The following is a 16,827-nucleotide window of genomic DNA, read 5'->3' as shown; positions in this document are numbered from 1 at the left end:
TGTCTGAACATGGGGGGACCACCCTCCAAGCCTAAATACTCGTACATGACCGATAGTGAACCAGTACCGTGAGGGAAAGGTGAAAAGCACCCCGATGAGGGGAGTGAAACAGTACCTGAAACCGGATGCCTACAAGCAGTGGGAGGGTCCTTGAGACCTGACCGCGTACCTCTTGCATAATGGGTCTGTGACTTAGTGTATCAAGCAAGCTTAAGCCGTTAGGTGTAGGCGCAGCGAAAGCGAGTCTGAATAGGGCGACAGAGTTTGATGCATTAGACCCGAAACCCGGCGATCTATGCATGACCAGGTTGAAGGTGCGGTAACACGCACTGGAGGACCGAACCGTTTAATGTTGAAAAATTATCGGATGAGTTGTGCTTAGGGGTGAAAGGCCAATCAAGCCGGGAAATAGCTGGTTCTCCGCGAAATCTATTGAGGTAGAGCGTCGAATGATTGCCGTTGGGGGTAGAGCACTGGATGGTTGCGGGGGTCGCGAGATCTACCAATACTAACCAAACTCCGAATACCAACGAGTCTAGTTCGGCAGACAGACGGCGGGTGCTAAGGTCCGTCGTCAAAAGGGAAACAGCCCTAACCTACAGCTAAGGTCCCCAAGTCACGTCTAAGTGGGAAAGCATGTGGAACTTCCAAAACAACCAGGAGGTTGGCTTAGAAGCAGCCATCCTTTAAAGAAAGCGTAACAGCTCACTGGTCTAAATAAGAGGTTCTGCGGCGAAGATGTAACGGGGCTCAAGACGTGCACCGAAGCTTAGGGTGTGATCGTTTACGATCACGCGGTAGCGGAGCGTTCCGTAGGCCGTTGAAGCGATCTGGTAATGGGTCGTCGAGGTATCGGAAGTGCGAATGCAGACATGAGTAGCGATTAACAGTGTGAGATGCACTGTCGCCGAAATTCCAAGGGTTCCTGCTTAAAGCTAATCTGAGCAGGGTAAGCCGGCCCCTAAGACGAGCCCGAAGGGGGTAGTCGATGGGAACCACGTTAATATTCGTGGGCCTGGAGGTGTGTGACGGATGGCGTAAATTGTTCGGCCTTATTGGATTGGTCCGGGCAGTGAAGTTGTCCCAGGAAATAGCCCCTCCGTATAGACCGTACCCTAAACCGACACAGGTGGAATGGTAGAGTATACCAAGGCGTTTGAGAGAAGTATCCTGAAGGAACTCGGCAAATTGCCTCCGTACCTTCGGAAGAAGGAGGCCCCACATCAAGGCAACTTTTTGTGGGGGGCACAGGCCAGGGGGTAGCGACTGTTTAGCAAAAACACAGGGCTCTGCTAAGTCGGCTTCAAGACGACGTATAGGGCCTGACGCCTGCCCGGTGCCTGAAGGTTAAGAGGAGGAGTGCAAGCTCTGAATTGAAGCCCAGGTAAACGGCGGCCGTAACTATAACGGTCCTAAGGTAGCGAAATTCCTTGTCGGGTAAGTTCCGACCTGCACGAATGGCGTAACGACTTCCCCACTGTCTCCAGGATATGCTCAGCGAAATTGAATTCTCCGTGAAGATGCGGAGTACCCGCGGTTAGACGGAAAGACCCCGTGCACCTTTACTGCAGCTTCAGAGTGGCATTAGGAAAGAACTGTGTAGCATAGGTGGGAGGCTTTGAAGCGATGACGCCAGTTGTCGTGGAGCCATAGGTGAAATACCACCCTGTTGTTTTCTGATGTCTAACCTCGCACCGTTATCCGGTGCAGGGACCCTCTGTGGCGGGTAGTTTGACTGGGGCGGTCGCCTCCTAAAGAGTAACGGAGGCGCGCGATGGTGGGCTCAGGACGGTTGGAAACCGTCTGTTAGAGTGCAATGGCATAAGCCCGCCTGACTGCGAGACTGACAAGTCGAGCAGAGACGAAAGTCGGTCATAGTGATCCGGTGGTCCCTCGTGGAAGGGCCATCGCTCAACGGATAAAAGGTACGCCGGGGATAACAGGCTGATGATTCCCAAGAGCTCATATCGACGGAATCGTTTGGCACCTCGATGTCGGCTCATCACATCCTGGGGCTGGAGCAGGTCCCAAGGGTTTGGCTGTTCGCCAATTAAAGTGGTACGTGAGCTGGGTTCAGAACGTCGCGAGACAGTTTGGTCCCTATCTGCCGTGGGCGTCGAAATTTGAGAGGAGTTGACCCTAGTACGAGAGGACCGGGTTGAACATACCTCTGGTGTACCTGTCGTCCTGCCAAGGGCGCAGCAGGGTAGCTATGTATGGACGGGATAACCGCTGAAAGCATCTAAGCGGGAAGCCTCCCTCAAGATAAGATTTCTTCGAGCGGTCGTAGACCACGACCTTGATAGGCCGGATGTAGAAGTGTGGTAACATATGAAGCTAACCGGTCCTAATTGCTCTGATCGCGCCTGAGAGTCCCACCATCAATGACAATGCTGGAAACAGCGTCAGCCATTGAGCGTGGTGATCACCTCAAGCCAGATAACAAATACAAACACCAATACCGTGCACGGCATCGATTATAACCCAAAGCGCAAGCTTCATTGCTTGGTGACCATAGCGTCTGTGACCCACCCGATCCCATCCCGAACTCGGCCGTGAAACCAGACTGCGCCGATGGTACTGTGGCTCAAGCCCCGGAAGAGTAGGGCGTCGCCAGGCATTGAAGCTTGCGCTTTTGGAAATAAAAACCCATCACAATCTCACAAAAGGGCGGCCCATAAAGCCGCCCTTTTGCCTTTGGTGACGCGGGATGGAGCAGCCCGGTAGCTCGTCAGGCTCATAACCTGAAGGTCGCAGGTTCAAATCCTGCTCCCGCAACCAATGGTGTACGACCTAAACCCCCAGCGTGAAATACGCCGGGGGTTTTTGTCGTTTATATGGCGCGCGACCACAAAGGCGACAGAAGTTTTTCCAAACATCTCGAGCAATGCCGAGACGTCCAGCACCTTCCTTAACTCGCGGTGCTGCTACGCCGACACCTCCATGCCATGCGCTAAGCTGATTAGCCTTGTCTTCTCACCCACGATTGGTGACTAAGGATCGATAAGGCGGAAAAAGCGGGAGACGGGAATGGGGTTCACCAATGAGCAGGTGTCGGGTCAGGACGGCCGCACGATCCTGGTCACCGGCGCTAACACCGGTATCGGCTTTGAGACCGCCAAGCTTTTGGCAGCGAAAGGCGCGCGGGTGCTGCTCGGCTGTCGCGACGCAGCTAGAGGCGCCGATGCAATGGCGCAGATTGCGGCCGCAACTCCAGGCGCGAAACTGGATCTCATTCTACTCGATCAGGCAGATATGGAAAGCGTCCGAACCGCAGCCGAAAGGGTCGCCAGCGAACCCAGGCTCGACGTGCTGATCAACAATGCGGGCGTGATGATACCGCCCCTTACCCGCACGGCCCAAGGGTTCGAGCTTCAATTTGGCGTGAACCATTTGGGGACCTTCGCGCTGACGGCGCTTTTGTTGCCGAAGCTCGCTGAAACCGCCGGTTCGCGGGTGGTCGTTACGTCCAGCCTGGCACATCGTCAGGGGCGCATGCTGTGGGACGATTGGAACGCCGAGAGAGGCTATAGTCCCAACGTCTATTATGCCCAAAGCAAGCTGGCCAACCTGCTGTTCGCCCTTGAACTCGACCGAAGGCTACGGGCTGCGGCATCTCCGGTGAGCGCCATCGGCTGCCATCCCGGCGTTTCCCTGACCGAACTCATGCGCCATCTTCCCCGATGGACAAAACCGTTGCTGCCTATTGTGCGGCCTCTTTTCAATCCGGTGGCGGCGGCAGCGTGGCCGACTCTTCAGGCTGCTACCGATCAGAACGCGAAGGGTGGTGACTATTTCGGACCCCAGGGGCGATGGGAAATGCGCGGTGAGTCAGGACCTGCGCTGATCGACAAGCGCGCCAGCGGTACTGAGGATGCCCGGCGGCTTTGGGATCTTTCGATTGAGCTGACCGGGGTCGATCCGCAACTGCCGGCCGACTGACCACCCGACGCAGGCTGCTGCATCAGCCGACGGCAATCATGGAAATTTGCCGTCCATAGCTCGGCTCGCCCAGATGGCAGGAACGGCGATAGCTGAAAAAGCGGTCGGGTTGGCTATAGGTGTCCTCGTCCAGCATCTCGACCCAGCCGATCCCTGCCTGAGCCAAACGCGCCGCGACATAGGCCGCGATGTCGAACTGGCAATGACCTTCGCGCCCCGCGGAGAAGAAGCGGCCATTTTCCACATCTTCTTCCTCGAAATTGCGGGCGAAATCGACTGTCACCTCATAAGAAGCGCGGCCGATACAGGGGCCGATCGCGGCGCTAATCCGTTCACGCCGGGCACCCAGTTTTTCCATCGCCACCAGTGTACTGTCCGTGACTCCCGATATGGCGCCTTTCCAACCCGCATGTGCCGCGCCCACCACCCCGGCGTCGGTGTCAGCGAGCAGTACCGGCACGCAATCGGCCGTCAATATGCCGAGGACAAGCCTGGGGCGATCCGTGACCATGGCATCCGCTGCGGGGCGATCCGCCTCATCTATTGCGCCGGTGATGGTCACCACGTCCGGCGAATGGACCTGCCGCACGGTCACCAGCGCCGCGCCGGGCAGCAGCGCATCCCTCGCCAAGTCGCGGTTGCGCAGGATCGCCTCTCGCTCATCCATTGAACCCAGGCCCACGTTCAAGCCAGCATGCACCCCGCCCGACACACCGCCACGACGCCCGGCAAAGCCATGCGGCACATCGTGCAGGCTGGCGGCGCGCAGCAGTTCGATCATCAGTAGCTCCCTTGGACAAATGTGCCGAAGTCGCGCAACATACTTGCGCGGGCCACAATAGGCGATAGTCTCTGCGTCAGATATAACGGGTCGGCTTCGCGGCCGATCGGGGACAAGATGACAGGCAAAGGGCTCCACGCATGATCTTCGGGCGCATCAAGCCATTGGACGCCATATTGGCGACCGCGGAAAAAAAGTCGCTCGTTCGGACATTGGGGCCGATACAGCTCACGCTTCTGGGTGTCGGTGCCATCATAGGGACCGGCATTTTCGTACTGACCGCCGCCGCCGCGCAAAAGGCCGGGCCGGGCATGATGTGGAGCTTCGTCATTGCCGGAGCAGTCTGCGCCTTCGCCGCGCTTTGCTATTCGGAACTGGCATCAATGGTGCCGGTGTCGGGCTCAGCCTATACCTATACCTATGCGGTGGTGGGCGAATTGCTCGCCTGGATGGTGGGTTGGGCGCTGATCCTGGAATATGCCGTGGCCGCCAGCGCCGTTTCGGTGGGCTGGTCCGGCTATTTCATGGGTTTGATGAAAAGCATGACGGGACTGGAGCTACCCCACGCCCTGTCAGCAGGGCCTGGCTGGAGCTTCAACGGCTTCATCCCGCATGCCGATTTTTCGCATGGCGTCATCAACATTCCGGCCATCGTCGTCGCGCTGGCAGTGACCACCTTGCTCGTCATCGGCACCACGGAAAGCGCGCGGGTCAATGCGGTGCTGGTCGCGATCAAGGTCGCGGCGCTGACCGCCTTTATCGCGCTGACACTGCCCGCGCTGGACAAGGGCAACTTCTCCCCCTTCACGCCCAACGGGTGGTTCGGACCTCAGGGCACGAGCGGGATGGGCGTTGTTGGTGCGGCGGCCTCCATCTTCTTCGCCTATGTGGGCTTTGATGCCGTTTCGACCGCAGCGGAGGAGACCAAGAATCCCCAACGCAACGTGCCTATAGGCCTTATCGGCAGCCTTGCGATTTGCACCGTCTTCTATTTGCTGGTCGCTGCGGGTGCGATTGGTGCCATTGGCGCTCAGCCGGTCCTTGGTCTGGACGGTTCGATCGTGGCACCGGGATCGGTCGGTTTCGCTCAAGCCTGCGCGACCGCCGCCCATGCGGGGGATCTGGTCTGTTCGAATGAGGCGCTCGCCCATGTTCTGCGCTCCATCAACTGGACCGTGGTCGGAAACGCGCTGGGCCTCGCGGCCAATCTCGCGCTCCCTTCGGTCATCCTGATGATGATGTTCGGCCAGACCCGCATCTTCTTCGTGATGGCGCGCGACGGGCTGTTGCCGGAAAAGCTTGCCAGCATCCATCCGCGTTTCAAGACGCCGCACATCGTAACCATGGTGACGGGCGTCTTTGTCGCCATCGCCGCGGCGCTGCTGCCGGTGGGTCAGTTGGCTGACATTTCCAATTCCGGCACGCTCTTTGCCTTCTTCATGGTGGCAATCGCCGTGCTGGTGCTGCGCGTACGCGATCCCAATCGTCCGCGCCCCTTCAGAACGCCCGCCATCTGGTTCATCGCGCCGATGGCGGCGTTCGGCTGTCTCTTCCTCTTCTTCAACCTGCCTGTGGATGCGCAGCTCGTGCTTCCGGTCTGGGGCGGCTTGGGGCTGCTGCTCTATTTCCTCTATGGCTATCGCAAGAGCCATGTCGCGCGAGGCCTCGTCGAGACGCATGAGCAGGATGCCGATGTCCCGCCGATGCCGGTGCCACCGATGCCCGGTGCGCATACGCCGGGCGGACGCGACGCCTGATCAACTGAGGAAGGCGGCGGCGTGATCGCCGCCTTCCTTTTTAGTGGACGGGGTCGAATTCCGGTTCTCGCAACGCACCATGATGCGGGCGGGTGAAGAGCTTCCCGCGTTCGGCGAACAGCACGATAAGAAGCGCCGCGATCCCGAACGCCAGCATACCGATCGTCAGAGGTATGGTCGTCCCGTTGAACGCCCGCCCGACCACGCTACCCAAGGCACTGGACAGCGCCGTGGTCAGGAACGCCTGAAAGGAAGACGCCGCGCCCGCGCCCTTGGCAAAGGGCTCCATGGAAATCGCGCCGAAATTGGACGCGGTGAAGGCGACGGCCATCATCGTCGCCGACTGGAAGAACATGAAGGTGAACATGCTTTCCCGACCAGACGCGATCACGACAAGATGGACGGCGCTCGTCGCGATCATGGACAGAACCGCACCTTGGCTCAGCCGCCGCGCGCCGAATCGCGATACAAGCCGGCTGTTCAGCAGGCTGCCGACCCCCATGCTGCCCGCCATGATCGCAAAAGCTATCGGGAAGAATGACTGGGCATGAAACAGATCGAAGAAAATCTGCTGTACCGAAAGGATGAAGCCGATGAGCCCGCTCATCACCACGCCGCTCGCCAGCATATAGCCTGCCGAACTGCGATTGGTGAGCACCACCGCCATGGTGCGAAAGATCGTTGATGGGTTCATCCGCAGCCTGTTTTCGGGCTTCAGCGTCTCGGGCATGCGTATGACCATCCAGATCAGGATCAGCGCCGCCTGAATAGCCAGAATCCAGAATATCCATCGCCATGGCGCGAACCAGAGGATCGCCTGCCCAAAACTGGGCGCCATCACGGGTATCAACATGAAGACGGCAAGGATGAGCGACATGACCCTGGCCATCGCGTCTCCCTTAAACCGGTCGCGGATGATGCCCACGGCGATCACCCGGCTCGCTCCGGCGAAAAAGCCCGCAGACGCCCGGCCCAACAGCATGAGAGGAAAGCTTTGCGCCACCGCGCAGCCGATGGTCGATACAATGAACAGCGCCAGCGCGCCGCCCATCACGGGTTTGCGGCCGAAGCGATCCGACAAAATCCCGAACAGCAGCGATCCCACGCCCAGCCCCAGAAAATAGACGCTGATAATCAACTGCCGGTCATTGGCATTTGCCACCGCCAGATCGTGCCCGATCGCGGGCAGGGCAGGCAGCATCGGGTCGGTCGACAGCGCGTTCATTGCCATCAGGCAAGCGCTCAGCACCACGAATTCGCGAAAGCCGATGTCTTTCTTTGGTTGTCCGATTGCGACCGGGGGAGAAGGGTTGGTCATGGCGCGGCTATGGGATCAATCCGGTTGCTATGCCAGCCCAAGATCACGCGGCCTGCCGCATTAACCTTGTACCATCCAGGACTTTCGGGCGCTGATGCCTAAACCCTCAAATCGGCGTTAACCATTTTTTATCCCCTGCCGGTGCACCGTGCGGCCTGTCGAAAACCATTATCTCGAAATCCACAGGGGGATTCGGTCGTGGCAAACAGTCTGAAAAGTGCTCAGTTTCTGATGGAAAGCCGCCTGCCAGTAGCGGGTTGGGAATCGGCGGAGGCCTGTTTCGATCTTGGCGTCGCCTATAGCTGCGGAACTGGCGGTAAGTCAGTCGATCTGATCGAAGCGCATAAATGGTTCAACCTCGCCGCGCTGCGTGGCAATGAGGAAGGGCAGGCGATGCGTGCTGAGATCGCTGAAGAAATGACCGCCCGCGAAATCGCCGAGGCGCAGCGTCAGGCGCGCGCCTGGATTGCCGCACACCAACTGCGCGCCGCCTGATCGTCAGCCTTGCTTGCGGAACGGCGCCCGTTCGCTAAGCCAGATCCGGTCCTGTTGCACGCCTGTCCGTTCGGCAGCGAGGAATTCGGCGACGGCCCGGTGGAACGAAGCATTGGGCAGGAAGTGCGCTGAATAAGTAGGCTCCGGTCCATATCCCCGTGCCAGCTTATGTCCCCCTTGGGCTCCGGCCTCGACCCGGGACAGCCCAAGCGCGATGGCGACCTCGATCGCCTGATAATAGCATAGTTCGAAATGCAGGTTGGGCACGTCCTCGGCGCAACCCCAATAACGGCCATATAGCGCCTCCTCCCCAATCAGGTTGAGCGCTCCCGCAATCGGCCTGCCGTGACGCTGTGCGAGCATCAGCAGCACCCGATCCGCCATATTTTCGCCCAGCATCGAGAAAAAGGCCCGCGTCAGATAGGGCCGCCCCCATTTGCGCGATCCGGTATCCTGGTAAAAATGCCAGAAAGCGTCCCAATGCGTTTCCTTGAGGTCACGGCCGGTCAGGTGAACGATCTCCAGCCCTTCGACCGCACGCGCTCGTTCCTTGCGGATATTCTTCCGCTTCGCGCTCGAAAGGCTGCTCAGAAAATCGTCGAAGTCGCGATAGCCGCGATTGATCCAGTGGAACTGGCTGTCTTCGCGGATCAGCCAGCCCGCCGCTTCGAACAGCGGCACCTGCGTTGGCTCGATGAACGTTGCATGCGCGGAGGACAGGCCGTTGCTTTCGACGAGGCTTTCTATCCCCGCAATCAGGGCTGGGGCCAGCGTCGGTTCGCGCAGCAGCAATCGCGGCCCCGGAACAGGGGAAAAGGGCGCGGCGAGCTGAATCTTGGGATAATATTGGCCCCCGGCACGCTCCCACGCGTCGGCCCAGCCATGGTCGAACACATATTCGCCCTGGCTATGGGTCTTGCCGTAGAGCGGCGCAGCGGCTCCGATCCGTCCGTCCGCACCATCGATCAGCATCGGCAAGGGCTGCCACCCGGTTCCTGGACCAACGCTGCCCGATCGTTCCAGCGCGGCCAGAAAATCCCAGCTCATGAACGGGTTGGCGGTCCCGGCGCAGGCGTCCCATTGATCGCGTGACAGTTCCGCGACCCCGCCAGCTACCCGCACCACGCATTCAGTCACGCGGGACCTCGAATATGATCTGATCTGCGTGACGCGCGGCCGACGTGTGCTCGGCCTCCGTGCGAACCGTCCAAGTCAGCACGGCCAGACCGCGCGCACGCGCCCCCGCTGCGAAACGGGAAGGAAAGTCACGAACATCACAAGCGATAAAGTCGGGTCTTGCCACCCAAAGTGCAAGACCGCGCCGGGCGGCGGCGCGCCATCCTGCGTCATCTTGCTCCGTCACCACCAGGCCTCGCACCGCCTGCGGCATGTGCCGGGCAAACCAGCGCATTGCCATGGGGTTGAAGGACATGACGGCGGCCAGAGCATCCGGATGCCTTGCCAGATCGCTTGCTACCGCTGCACAGAGGGGCGCGACATGGCGGCCCGTGACCTTCAATTCAATCAGCAGCGGGACCGTTTGCCCGCATGTCTGCAACAGCGTCTCCAGCCGGGGAATGCCGCCGCCGTCCGCCAGTCTCATCTGCCCAAGGCGTTCGGCCCGACGGTCCGACAACAACCCCTCGACACCGGTCATTCGTGAGAGGGTGGCGTCGTGAAAGACCATCGCGACGCCATCCCCGCTCAGCCGGACATCGCATTCGATGCCATAGCCTTGCGCAATGGCCGCGCGAAAAGCGGCCATGCCGTTTTCACTGATGCCCGCCCCATGCAGCCCGCGATGGGCGAAGGGGCGGGCGGTCAGGAAGGAAAGATCAGGCCGCCGACCGGACAAGGACGACCGCGTCGATCTCAACCACGGCGCCCAGCGGCAGCACCGGCACGCCCACGGCGCTGCGGGCGTGCTTGCCTGCCTCGCCGAACACCTCGACCATCAGTTCCGACGCGCCATTGGCCACCTTGGGCTGGTCAGTGAAGCTCGGGGCGCTGCTAATGAAAGCACCCAGCTTCACGATCCGCTCAACCCGGTCCAGGCTGCCCAGCGCTGCCTTGATCTGGGCAATGAGGTTGAGGCCGCAGGCCCGCGCCGCCTTGACGCCATAATCAAGGTCGCGATCTTCGCCGAGACGGCCCGTCATCAACTGTCCTTCGGAAAGCGAAATCTGGCCGGAAATATGGAGCAGGCCATTGGCTTCCACTGCTGCGACATAGGCGGCCACCGGCGCGGCGGCTTCGGGGAGAGTGATGCCAAGTTCGGCAAGGCGGGCTTCAACGCTCATTTGGGACTCCATCTGGGTTATCAATGTTTAGTGGTGCGGAGCCGTCGGCAAGCCGATCGACGATCCACCTCTCCGCCGTTGCCCAGTCGTCTATCCGGGCGTGGGCATAGGGGGCGGCATCGACATCAGCCGAAATTTCAGGCTCGCCTACCATATGCAGTCTCCACACGCCCGGCGCATGCTCGGTTACGGATTCATGATGCTCGGCCAAATCGTCGATGAACAGCGCGGCTGACGGCCGCCGCTCGGCGACGATCGCGGCCAGCGGTGCGCCCTTGGGTCCATGGTTCCAATGCACCGGAAAATCGAGGCCATGCGCCGCCAGCTGCTCCACGCGCTGCTGATGATGCCGCTCCCCGATATTGGTGAGCACGACGATATCGGCCATGCGCGACAGCCTGTTCATCGCTTCGACGGCCCCGGCAATCGGCATCTGGCGGTGCATCTCGGTATCGAAAAAGCCCACCAGCAGCTGCCAGACCAGTTCGCGCTCCAGCGGGATGCCGCTGTCCTTGTGGCGCAGCGCCTCGGCAAAGCCACGCTCGCGCATATCGAAATGCACGGCATGATGCTCGTCCAGCCATTCGCGAAAAGGGACGACCATGTGCAGCAGCACCTCGTCGCAATCCGTGATGATCAGGGGACGGCTCATCGGCCCAACTCCCGCCGCGCCGTGATCAGCGCCTCGGCCTTGGTATCAAGCGCCTCGGCACAGGCGATCAAATCCGGCTCATGATCGGCCAGAAAATCCAGCACCGCCCGCAATACCGAAGGATCATTCACGCCAGCGCGCAACGCGTCCGCGTCCAGTCCGGTAAGCGCCAACAGCCGATCCGCCCGCTGCTCATCGCCCAGCGTCCAGGCAAGCGCCATCAGGGCCAGCGTCAGGGCCTCTTCGCCATCGGCCGGGCCAAGTTGCTTGCTATCGGGGCTGTCGGAACGCATGATTGATTCTCGGTAAGGGGCAATTGTATCAGCGCGCTTTTACAATGCGCATCATTTAACGCGGGTGACTGGTGGCAAAGCGCGTGCTCGTTGTCGAGGACAACGAACTCAATCTCAAACTTTTTTGCGACCTTCTGCGCGCGCACGGCCATGAAGTGCTGCCGTTGCGGGATGGGCGCGACGTCGTTTCGCAAGCGCTGGAGTTCCGCCCGGACCTGGTGATCACCGACATTCACCTGCCCCATGTCAGCGGCCTTGACCTGATCGTCTCGCTGAAGCGCGATCCGCGTTTGGCATCCGTCCCCATCATGGCCGTGACCGCTTATGCTGGAAAGGGCGACGAGGACCGGATTCGCGGCGCGGGCGCGCAGGCCTATGTGTCGAAGCCCATTTCGGTGCTGCGCTTTGTCGAGCAGGTGAATGCCCTGCTGTAACGGCTAGAGCAGCGTGGGCAAAAGTGGGAACCGGTTTCGCGCCTACAACGATGCGAAAACAAAAAATAGAGCGCGCGACCTGCGTCCAATTAAGCGCAGCGCGCTCTATCGGTGATCGTCATCAGACCGTCATCGGTCTTTCATGCCCATGTCCCTGAAATGAAGCGCTGATTTCACGCAGCGCTGCCAAGCCCCGGCCCAGGGACGCGGCATTCCGCCGACAGTCCGATCTGGAACAGGGGTAATTCATGTCTCACCTTACCGACGAGGCGCGCGCGCCTTTTCGCGATGCGGAACCCAGAATCGACGCAGGCAACGACTGCCTTGAAGCCATCGTCGCCGCCAATCCCGGCCGCCGTTCCGTGCTGAAGAATGGATTGCTGGGTCTTTCCATTCTGCCGATGCTCGGCACGCTTGCGGCCTGCGGCGATGATGAGGATATCGCCTTCCCAACCCCGACGCCCAGCCCCACGCCTACTCCGACGCCCGCGCCCAGCTATGCGATCGCCTTTGCCCCGGTCGCCGCCAACCAGAATGATACCGTCACGGTCCCGGCTGGCTACAGTGTCGATGTCCTGCTGAAAGCGGGTGACTCCGTTGAAACTGGCACCCCCTATTCGGGCAGCTTCCCGACGCCAGCCGACGCCGAAAAATGGGCGGGCGGCAACCATGACGGGATGGAATATTTCGCGCTGTCGGGCACCGACGCCAACAGTGGCGGACTGATCGCGATCAATCATGAACTGCCCGACTTCAACATCCTGTTCACAGGCAGCTACAATGCCGCCACCGCAACCGCCGACCAGAAGGCACTGGCGCTTTCGGCGGTCGGCATCTCGGTGGTGGAAGTCGCCAAGGGCACCGATGGCAAATGGACGGTGAAGGCAGGCTCGCGCTTCAACAAGCGCTACACCGGCAACAGCAGCTATCGCGCGGGCGGACCCGCAGCGGGCCAATTGTCCGGCACGATCAAGGGCATGCTCAACAATTGCTCCTCGGGCCGCACGCCCTGGGGCACTTATCTGACCTGCGAAGAAACTACGGACAATTATCTCGATCCGACGCAGCCTGCGCAAAATTACGGCTGGGTAGTTGAAATCGACCCCTATCAGGAACTGGCCGATCCGACGAAGCGCACCGCCATGGGCCGGTTCGACCATGAAAATGTCGCGCATATGGCCGACAGCAACAACCGCGTTGCCTTTTACATGGGTGACGACGCCACACCGGGCTGCATCTACAAATTCGTGCCCGATCGCGCTTTCAGCACATCCAACCGTGCCGCCAATACCGGCCTGCTGGATTATGGCACGCTCTACGTAGCCCGCTTCAACGCCGACGGCACGGGCGAATGGCGCGCATTGGTGCAGGGGCAGAACGGCCTGCTGCCCGGCGCTTCGGACCCCGGCAACATCAGCCAGAGCACGACGCCGCCCACGCCCGTCATCGTCAACTTCAACAGCCAGGCGGACGTGCTGATCAACACCAAGTCGGCCGCACGCGTCGCGGGCGGGACCGTGATGGATCGTCCGGAATGGCTCACCGTCGCACCGGACAACAGCGCCATCTATTGCACGCTGACCAATAATAGCGGCCGCCAGGTCACCGACGCGGCCAATCCGCGCACGCGCAACCTCCACGGTCACATCATCAAGTTCAAGGAGAAGGACAATTCGCCGCTGGCGACGACCTTCACCTGGGAAATCTTCCTGTTGGCGGGCGATCCCAGCCTCGCATCAGGTGGTGCGAATCTGGTCGGCAATATCAATGGAGACACCTTCTCCAGCCCTGACGGCATCCGCATCGATCCGCAGGGTCGCCTCTGGGTGCAGACGGACCACAGCGTGCCCGGCAATTCGGGCGTGACCGGCACGACCATCGATCAGGCCTTTGGCCACAACGCGATGTTCTATGTCGATCAGACCAGCAAGCAGTCCAAGCGTTTCCTGGTCGGCCCCGCTGGCTGTGAGATCACCGGCATCGCCTACACGCCGGACCTCAAGACCTTCTTCGTCAACATCCAGCATCCCACGGGCAACTGGCCGGTCGCGGGGCAGCAGCCGCGCTCATCGACCATCGTCGTGACGCGCACCGACGGTCAGCCAGTCGGCAACTGATGGGTGGGAGGGCTTATACGCCCTCCTCCGTTCGCTTCGAGCGAAGTCGAGAAGCCTCTCACACCGTTTCTCGACACGCTCGAAACGAACGGAAGCACAGTTCAATGACACAAGGAAAGGCCCGCTCCCTGACAGGGGCGGGCCTTTTCCATCGAAGCCATCAAATGGATCGAAGCGACCGAAGCCGCCTTCAGATCACTTGATCTTGGCTTCCTTGAACTCGACATGCTTGCGCACGACCGGGTCATACTTACGGAAGCTCAGCTTCTCGGTCTTCGTGCGCGGGTTCTTCTTGGTAACATAGAAGAACCCGGTGTCAGCCGAGCTGACGAGGCGAATCTTGACGGTTGCTGGCTTGGCCATGGCCCTGGTTCCTGGTCGTGAATATCGTGAAAAAGAGAAGCGGCCCCGTGAAGGGCCGCCCCGTTTCAGCAGCCGCCCATGAGGGAGATTCGGGATAATGTCAAGACGCGCGTGGCGGCTGAACGGGCCGCGTGCTAGACTTTACGCGGCCTTAACAGGTTCCGATGCATCTTGTCATCGGAGCGACAGGACAGGGGGATGCTTCCCATGCGACATGATCCGATGCTGGCCATTCTTGCCGATATGCTGCGCCGCGTCGACGGCCTTGCGGGGCAGCGCGGGCAGGTGAGCCTGCTGCGATTGAGCGATGAAGTTGACCAGATTCGCCATGTCGCTCGCGCCTATCATCTCGACAGCGTCGAAGGGCTGGCGGACACGCTGCAATCCGCCCTGTCGTTGCAGGGGACGGGGCCGGTCATACTTTCCTACCTCGACCTGATGCGGGATGCCATCGCGGCGGAAATGTCCGATGCGCAGGTGATACCGATCCTCATGGCAGCGAAACCGGCAGCAACCGCCGGAACGCCGCTTTCCTGCTGACGACCGTCCCTGCCGATGGATGCATTGCTGACCGCGCTGCTCGGATGCTTCCTGGCTGAGATTGGCGACAAGAATCAATTACTGGTGCTGGCGCTGGCGACGCGTTTCAGCCGCGATGGCGCGATCATTGCGGGCATCATGCTGGCCGCCGCCGCCAATGCGGCGATCGGCGCCGTCGCGGGCGCGTTTCTGGCGCCGATGCTGGGATCTGATGCGCGGCTGTTGTTTCTTGCCCTGGCCGTGCTGTTTTTGGGCATAGGTCTTCTTTGGCGGGTGAAGGCCCCCGATCCGCTCGCGGAATGGCCGACAGGGCCGTTTCTAACCGCGGCGCTGGGGCTGTTCATCCTTGGCTTTGGCGATGGCTCTCAATTCCTGATTCTGGGCATCGCCACGCGGACGGCAGAACCGCTGCTGGCCGGAATTGGCGGCGCACTCGGTGTGACGGCGGCGCTCGTTCCGGTCGTCTTGCTCCGCGACCGCATCTTGCCTGCGAAGCCCGTCAGGGCGATCCGCCTGACCGCCGCTGCACTGATGCTGATCATCGCCTTAATGCTGGGCGTGACCGCCATGGGCCTGGCATAGGCGCTCTACTTATCGACGGAGTGGATCAGTCTGAGCGATGATTTCGTCGGGTAATTCCCGCCCTGAGATGGCACCTTATCGGCATCAGATCATTATACCCCCGAAATCATTTTCACGAGCCAGGAGCATGACATGACAGCCCCCGATCTCAAGACGCCCACCGACCTGCGGAGCAACGCCACAAAGTCCGTGGCGCAAGCGCTCAACGGCGTGCTCGCGGACAGCTATGCGCTATATTTCAAGACCAAGAATTTTCACTGGCATGTGTCGGGGCCGCATTTCCGCGACTATCACCTGATGTTCGATGAGCAGGCGACGCAAATCCTGGCGGTGACCGATGCCATTGCCGAACGCGTGCGCAAGACTGGCAACACCACCCTGCGGTCGATCGGCGACATTGGCCGTCACCAGTCGATCAAGGACAATGACGCGGAATATGTCAGCCCCGCCGACATGTTGAACGAACTGCGCGAGGATAATCTTCGCCTCGTCGAATCGCTGCGCGCCGCCAAGTCCGCCGCCACCGAAGCGGGCGACAACGCGACCGAAGGCATTGTCGATGACTGGACCGACCAGGCCGAAGAGCGCGCCTGGTTCCTGTTCGAAGCTGGCCGCAACGGCTGACACATAGAAAGGCCCTCCAGCATAAAACTGGAGGGCTTTTCCATTGCAAGACATCGGATAACCGACGCTATTCTCCGTCGATCGCTTCGATGGCCATGATGGTGATCGCGCCCGGCTTGCCAGCGAAATCGATTGTCTCATCCACTTCCGCATCCATCATCGCGCGCGCAAGCGGTGCGGTGAAGGCGATCCGCCCCTCCGTCGGTTCCGCCTCGTCATCGCCCACAATGTCGATCCGCTTTTCCGCGCCATTCAGCCGGTAAGACACGCGCGAACCAAAGGTCACGGCGTCCCCCGCCGCTGCTGGCTGAAGATGCGCCGTTGCCAGCCGCGTGCGCCAGTAGCGCAGCTCGCGCTTATGCTTCTTCGCATCCTCTTCAGCCATGGCCGCCGCATCAATCGCTTCCAGCGCCTCGACCTTTTCGCGCGTCAGCCGCAGCCCGCGCGTCGTCACCCAATTGGGGCCAGGTGGAATCGGAATCTCGAACGTCGGCTCCAGATGCTCCTCGTCGCTCTCGCGGCGAAAGGCGACACTCATGGCACACTCCTCAAAAATGCCTGCCCACCCCTATCCCAAGGTCGAGATCGCCGATCTTCTTTTCAAGGGAAGGCCGGGCTCAGATGGCCAA

Annotated in this window: 17 protein-coding genes, 1 tRNA gene and 2 rRNA genes (1 of these 20 running past the window's edge); 11 read left to right on the top strand and 9 right to left on the bottom strand. The window is 60.5% G+C overall.

Annotated elements, in window-relative coordinates:
• From ACWNC0_RS21505 to ACWNC0_RS21490, 4 genes are all read left to right on the top strand, one after another.
• Nucleotides 1–2,371: ribosomal RNA gene (locus ACWNC0_RS21505) — 23S ribosomal RNA — on the top strand (it extends 443 nt beyond the left edge of the window).
• A gap of 133 nt (nucleotides 2,372–2,504) precedes the next feature.
• Nucleotides 2,505–2,619: ribosomal RNA gene (gene rrf, locus ACWNC0_RS21500) — 5S ribosomal RNA — on the top strand.
• Nucleotides 2,620–2,704: 85 nt separating this feature from the next.
• Nucleotides 2,705–2,781, top strand: a tRNA-Met gene (locus ACWNC0_RS21495).
• Nucleotides 2,782–3,030: 249 nt separating this feature from the next.
• The gene (locus ACWNC0_RS21490; RefSeq protein ID WP_449474476.1) at nucleotides 3,031–3,942 is read left to right on the top strand and encodes an oxidoreductase; all 912 of its coding nucleotides are present in this window, start codon (nucleotides 3,031–3,033) and stop codon (nucleotides 3,940–3,942) included.
• A gap of 22 nt (nucleotides 3,943–3,964) precedes the next feature.
• On the opposite strand, the gene pgeF is transcribed toward ACWNC0_RS21490, so the two are convergent.
• Complete coding sequence (pgeF, locus tag ACWNC0_RS21485) at nucleotides 3,965–4,723, bottom strand: peptidoglycan editing factor PgeF (protein ID WP_449474475.1); 759 nt, start codon at nucleotides 4,721–4,723, stop codon at nucleotides 3,965–3,967.
• 140 nt (nucleotides 4,724–4,863) lie between these two features.
• On the opposite strand from pgeF, the gene ACWNC0_RS21480 reads away from it, so the two are divergent.
• Nucleotides 4,864–6,480, top strand: a complete 1,617-nt coding sequence (locus ACWNC0_RS21480) for an amino acid permease (RefSeq protein WP_449474474.1) — start codon at nucleotides 4,864–4,866, stop codon at nucleotides 6,478–6,480.
• A gap of 40 nt (nucleotides 6,481–6,520) precedes the next feature.
• Here ACWNC0_RS21480 and ACWNC0_RS21475 read toward each other — a convergent pair whose 3' ends face one another.
• A complete protein-coding gene (locus ACWNC0_RS21475; RefSeq protein WP_449474473.1) occupies nucleotides 6,521–7,798 on the bottom strand; it encodes a multidrug effflux MFS transporter in 1,278 nt (425 codons plus the stop codon).
• Between the two features lie 198 nt (nucleotides 7,799–7,996).
• On the opposite strand from ACWNC0_RS21475, the gene ACWNC0_RS21470 reads away from it, so the two are divergent.
• A complete protein-coding gene (locus ACWNC0_RS21470; protein ID WP_449474472.1) occupies nucleotides 7,997–8,293 on the top strand; it encodes an SEL1-like repeat protein in 297 nt (98 codons plus the stop codon).
• Between the two features lie 3 nt (nucleotides 8,294–8,296).
• Here the strand turns inward: ACWNC0_RS21470 and ACWNC0_RS21465 are convergent, their stop codons facing one another.
• Genes ACWNC0_RS21465 through ACWNC0_RS21445 form a run of 5 tightly spaced genes read right to left on the bottom strand, consistent with a single transcriptional unit; the run spans nucleotide 8,297 to nucleotide 11,538 of the window.
• Nucleotides 8,297–9,430, bottom strand: a complete 1,134-nt coding sequence (locus ACWNC0_RS21465; protein WP_449474471.1) for a GNAT family N-acetyltransferase — start codon at nucleotides 9,428–9,430, stop codon at nucleotides 8,297–8,299.
• Nucleotides 9,423–10,148 (bottom strand): glycerophosphodiester phosphodiesterase family protein, encoded by a 726-nt coding sequence (locus ACWNC0_RS21460; RefSeq protein WP_449474694.1) that lies wholly within the window; start codon nucleotides 10,146–10,148, stop codon nucleotides 9,423–9,425. The genes ACWNC0_RS21465 and ACWNC0_RS21460 overlap by 8 nt, the downstream gene beginning before the upstream one ends.
• Nucleotides 10,129–10,593 (bottom strand): RidA family protein, encoded by a 465-nt coding sequence (locus ACWNC0_RS21455; RefSeq protein ID WP_449474470.1) that lies wholly within the window; start codon nucleotides 10,591–10,593, stop codon nucleotides 10,129–10,131. The genes ACWNC0_RS21460 and ACWNC0_RS21455 overlap by 20 nt, the downstream gene beginning before the upstream one ends.
• The gene (locus ACWNC0_RS21450; protein WP_449474469.1) at nucleotides 10,583–11,245 is read right to left on the bottom strand and encodes an HAD family hydrolase; all 663 of its coding nucleotides are present in this window, start codon (nucleotides 11,243–11,245) and stop codon (nucleotides 10,583–10,585) included. Before ACWNC0_RS21450 ends, ACWNC0_RS21455 begins: the two co-directional genes overlap by 11 nt.
• Nucleotides 11,242–11,538 (bottom strand): DUF3572 family protein, encoded by a 297-nt coding sequence (locus tag ACWNC0_RS21445; RefSeq protein ID WP_449474468.1) that lies wholly within the window; start codon nucleotides 11,536–11,538, stop codon nucleotides 11,242–11,244. The genes ACWNC0_RS21450 and ACWNC0_RS21445 overlap by 4 nt, the downstream gene beginning before the upstream one ends.
• Before the next feature lie 71 nt (nucleotides 11,539–11,609).
• Here ACWNC0_RS21445 and ACWNC0_RS21440 point away from each other — a divergent pair, with 71 nt between their 5' ends.
• Nucleotides 11,610–11,972: a response regulator gene (locus tag ACWNC0_RS21440; protein ID WP_196224854.1), complete on the top strand. Its 363-nt coding sequence runs from the start codon at nucleotides 11,610–11,612 to the stop codon at nucleotides 11,970–11,972.
• A 248-nt stretch (nucleotides 11,973–12,220) separates the two neighbouring features.
• Nucleotides 12,221–14,089 (top strand): PhoX family protein, encoded by a 1,869-nt coding sequence (locus tag ACWNC0_RS21435; protein ID WP_449474467.1) that lies wholly within the window; start codon nucleotides 12,221–12,223, stop codon nucleotides 14,087–14,089.
• 195 nt (nucleotides 14,090–14,284) lie between these two features.
• Here ACWNC0_RS21435 and rpmG read toward each other — a convergent pair whose 3' ends face one another.
• Entirely contained in the window at nucleotides 14,285–14,452 is a 168-nt protein-coding gene (rpmG, locus tag ACWNC0_RS21430) for a 50S ribosomal protein L33 (RefSeq protein WP_007687342.1), read from the bottom strand.
• A 207-nt stretch (nucleotides 14,453–14,659) separates the two neighbouring features.
• Between rpmG and ACWNC0_RS21425 the strand changes: the two genes are divergently transcribed.
• From ACWNC0_RS21425 to ACWNC0_RS21415, 3 genes are all read left to right on the top strand, one after another.
• On the top strand, nucleotides 14,660–14,992 hold the full coding sequence (locus ACWNC0_RS21425) for a hypothetical protein (protein WP_449474466.1): 333 nt from the start codon (nucleotides 14,660–14,662) through the stop codon (nucleotides 14,990–14,992).
• Between the two features lie 15 nt (nucleotides 14,993–15,007).
• Nucleotides 15,008–15,574: a TMEM165/GDT1 family protein gene (locus ACWNC0_RS21420; RefSeq protein ID WP_449474465.1), complete on the top strand. Its 567-nt coding sequence runs from the start codon at nucleotides 15,008–15,010 to the stop codon at nucleotides 15,572–15,574.
• Between the two features lie 132 nt (nucleotides 15,575–15,706).
• Nucleotides 15,707–16,198 carry a Dps family protein gene (locus ACWNC0_RS21415; protein ID WP_449474464.1) on the top strand — a complete coding sequence of 164 codons (492 nt, stop codon included), beginning with the start codon at nucleotides 15,707–15,709 and terminating at the stop codon, nucleotides 16,196–16,198.
• 67 nt (nucleotides 16,199–16,265) lie between these two features.
• On the opposite strand, the gene ACWNC0_RS21410 is transcribed toward ACWNC0_RS21415, so the two are convergent.
• Nucleotides 16,266–16,736, bottom strand: a complete 471-nt coding sequence (locus ACWNC0_RS21410; protein ID WP_449474463.1) for a GreA/GreB family elongation factor — start codon at nucleotides 16,734–16,736, stop codon at nucleotides 16,266–16,268.
• Nucleotides 16,737–16,827: the final 91 nt, after the last annotated feature.

This window comes from Sphingobium chungangianum (assembly GCF_977014255.1).
Note: the sequence above shows the minus strand (reverse complement) of the source record. Positions and strands in the feature narration are given on the sequence as shown.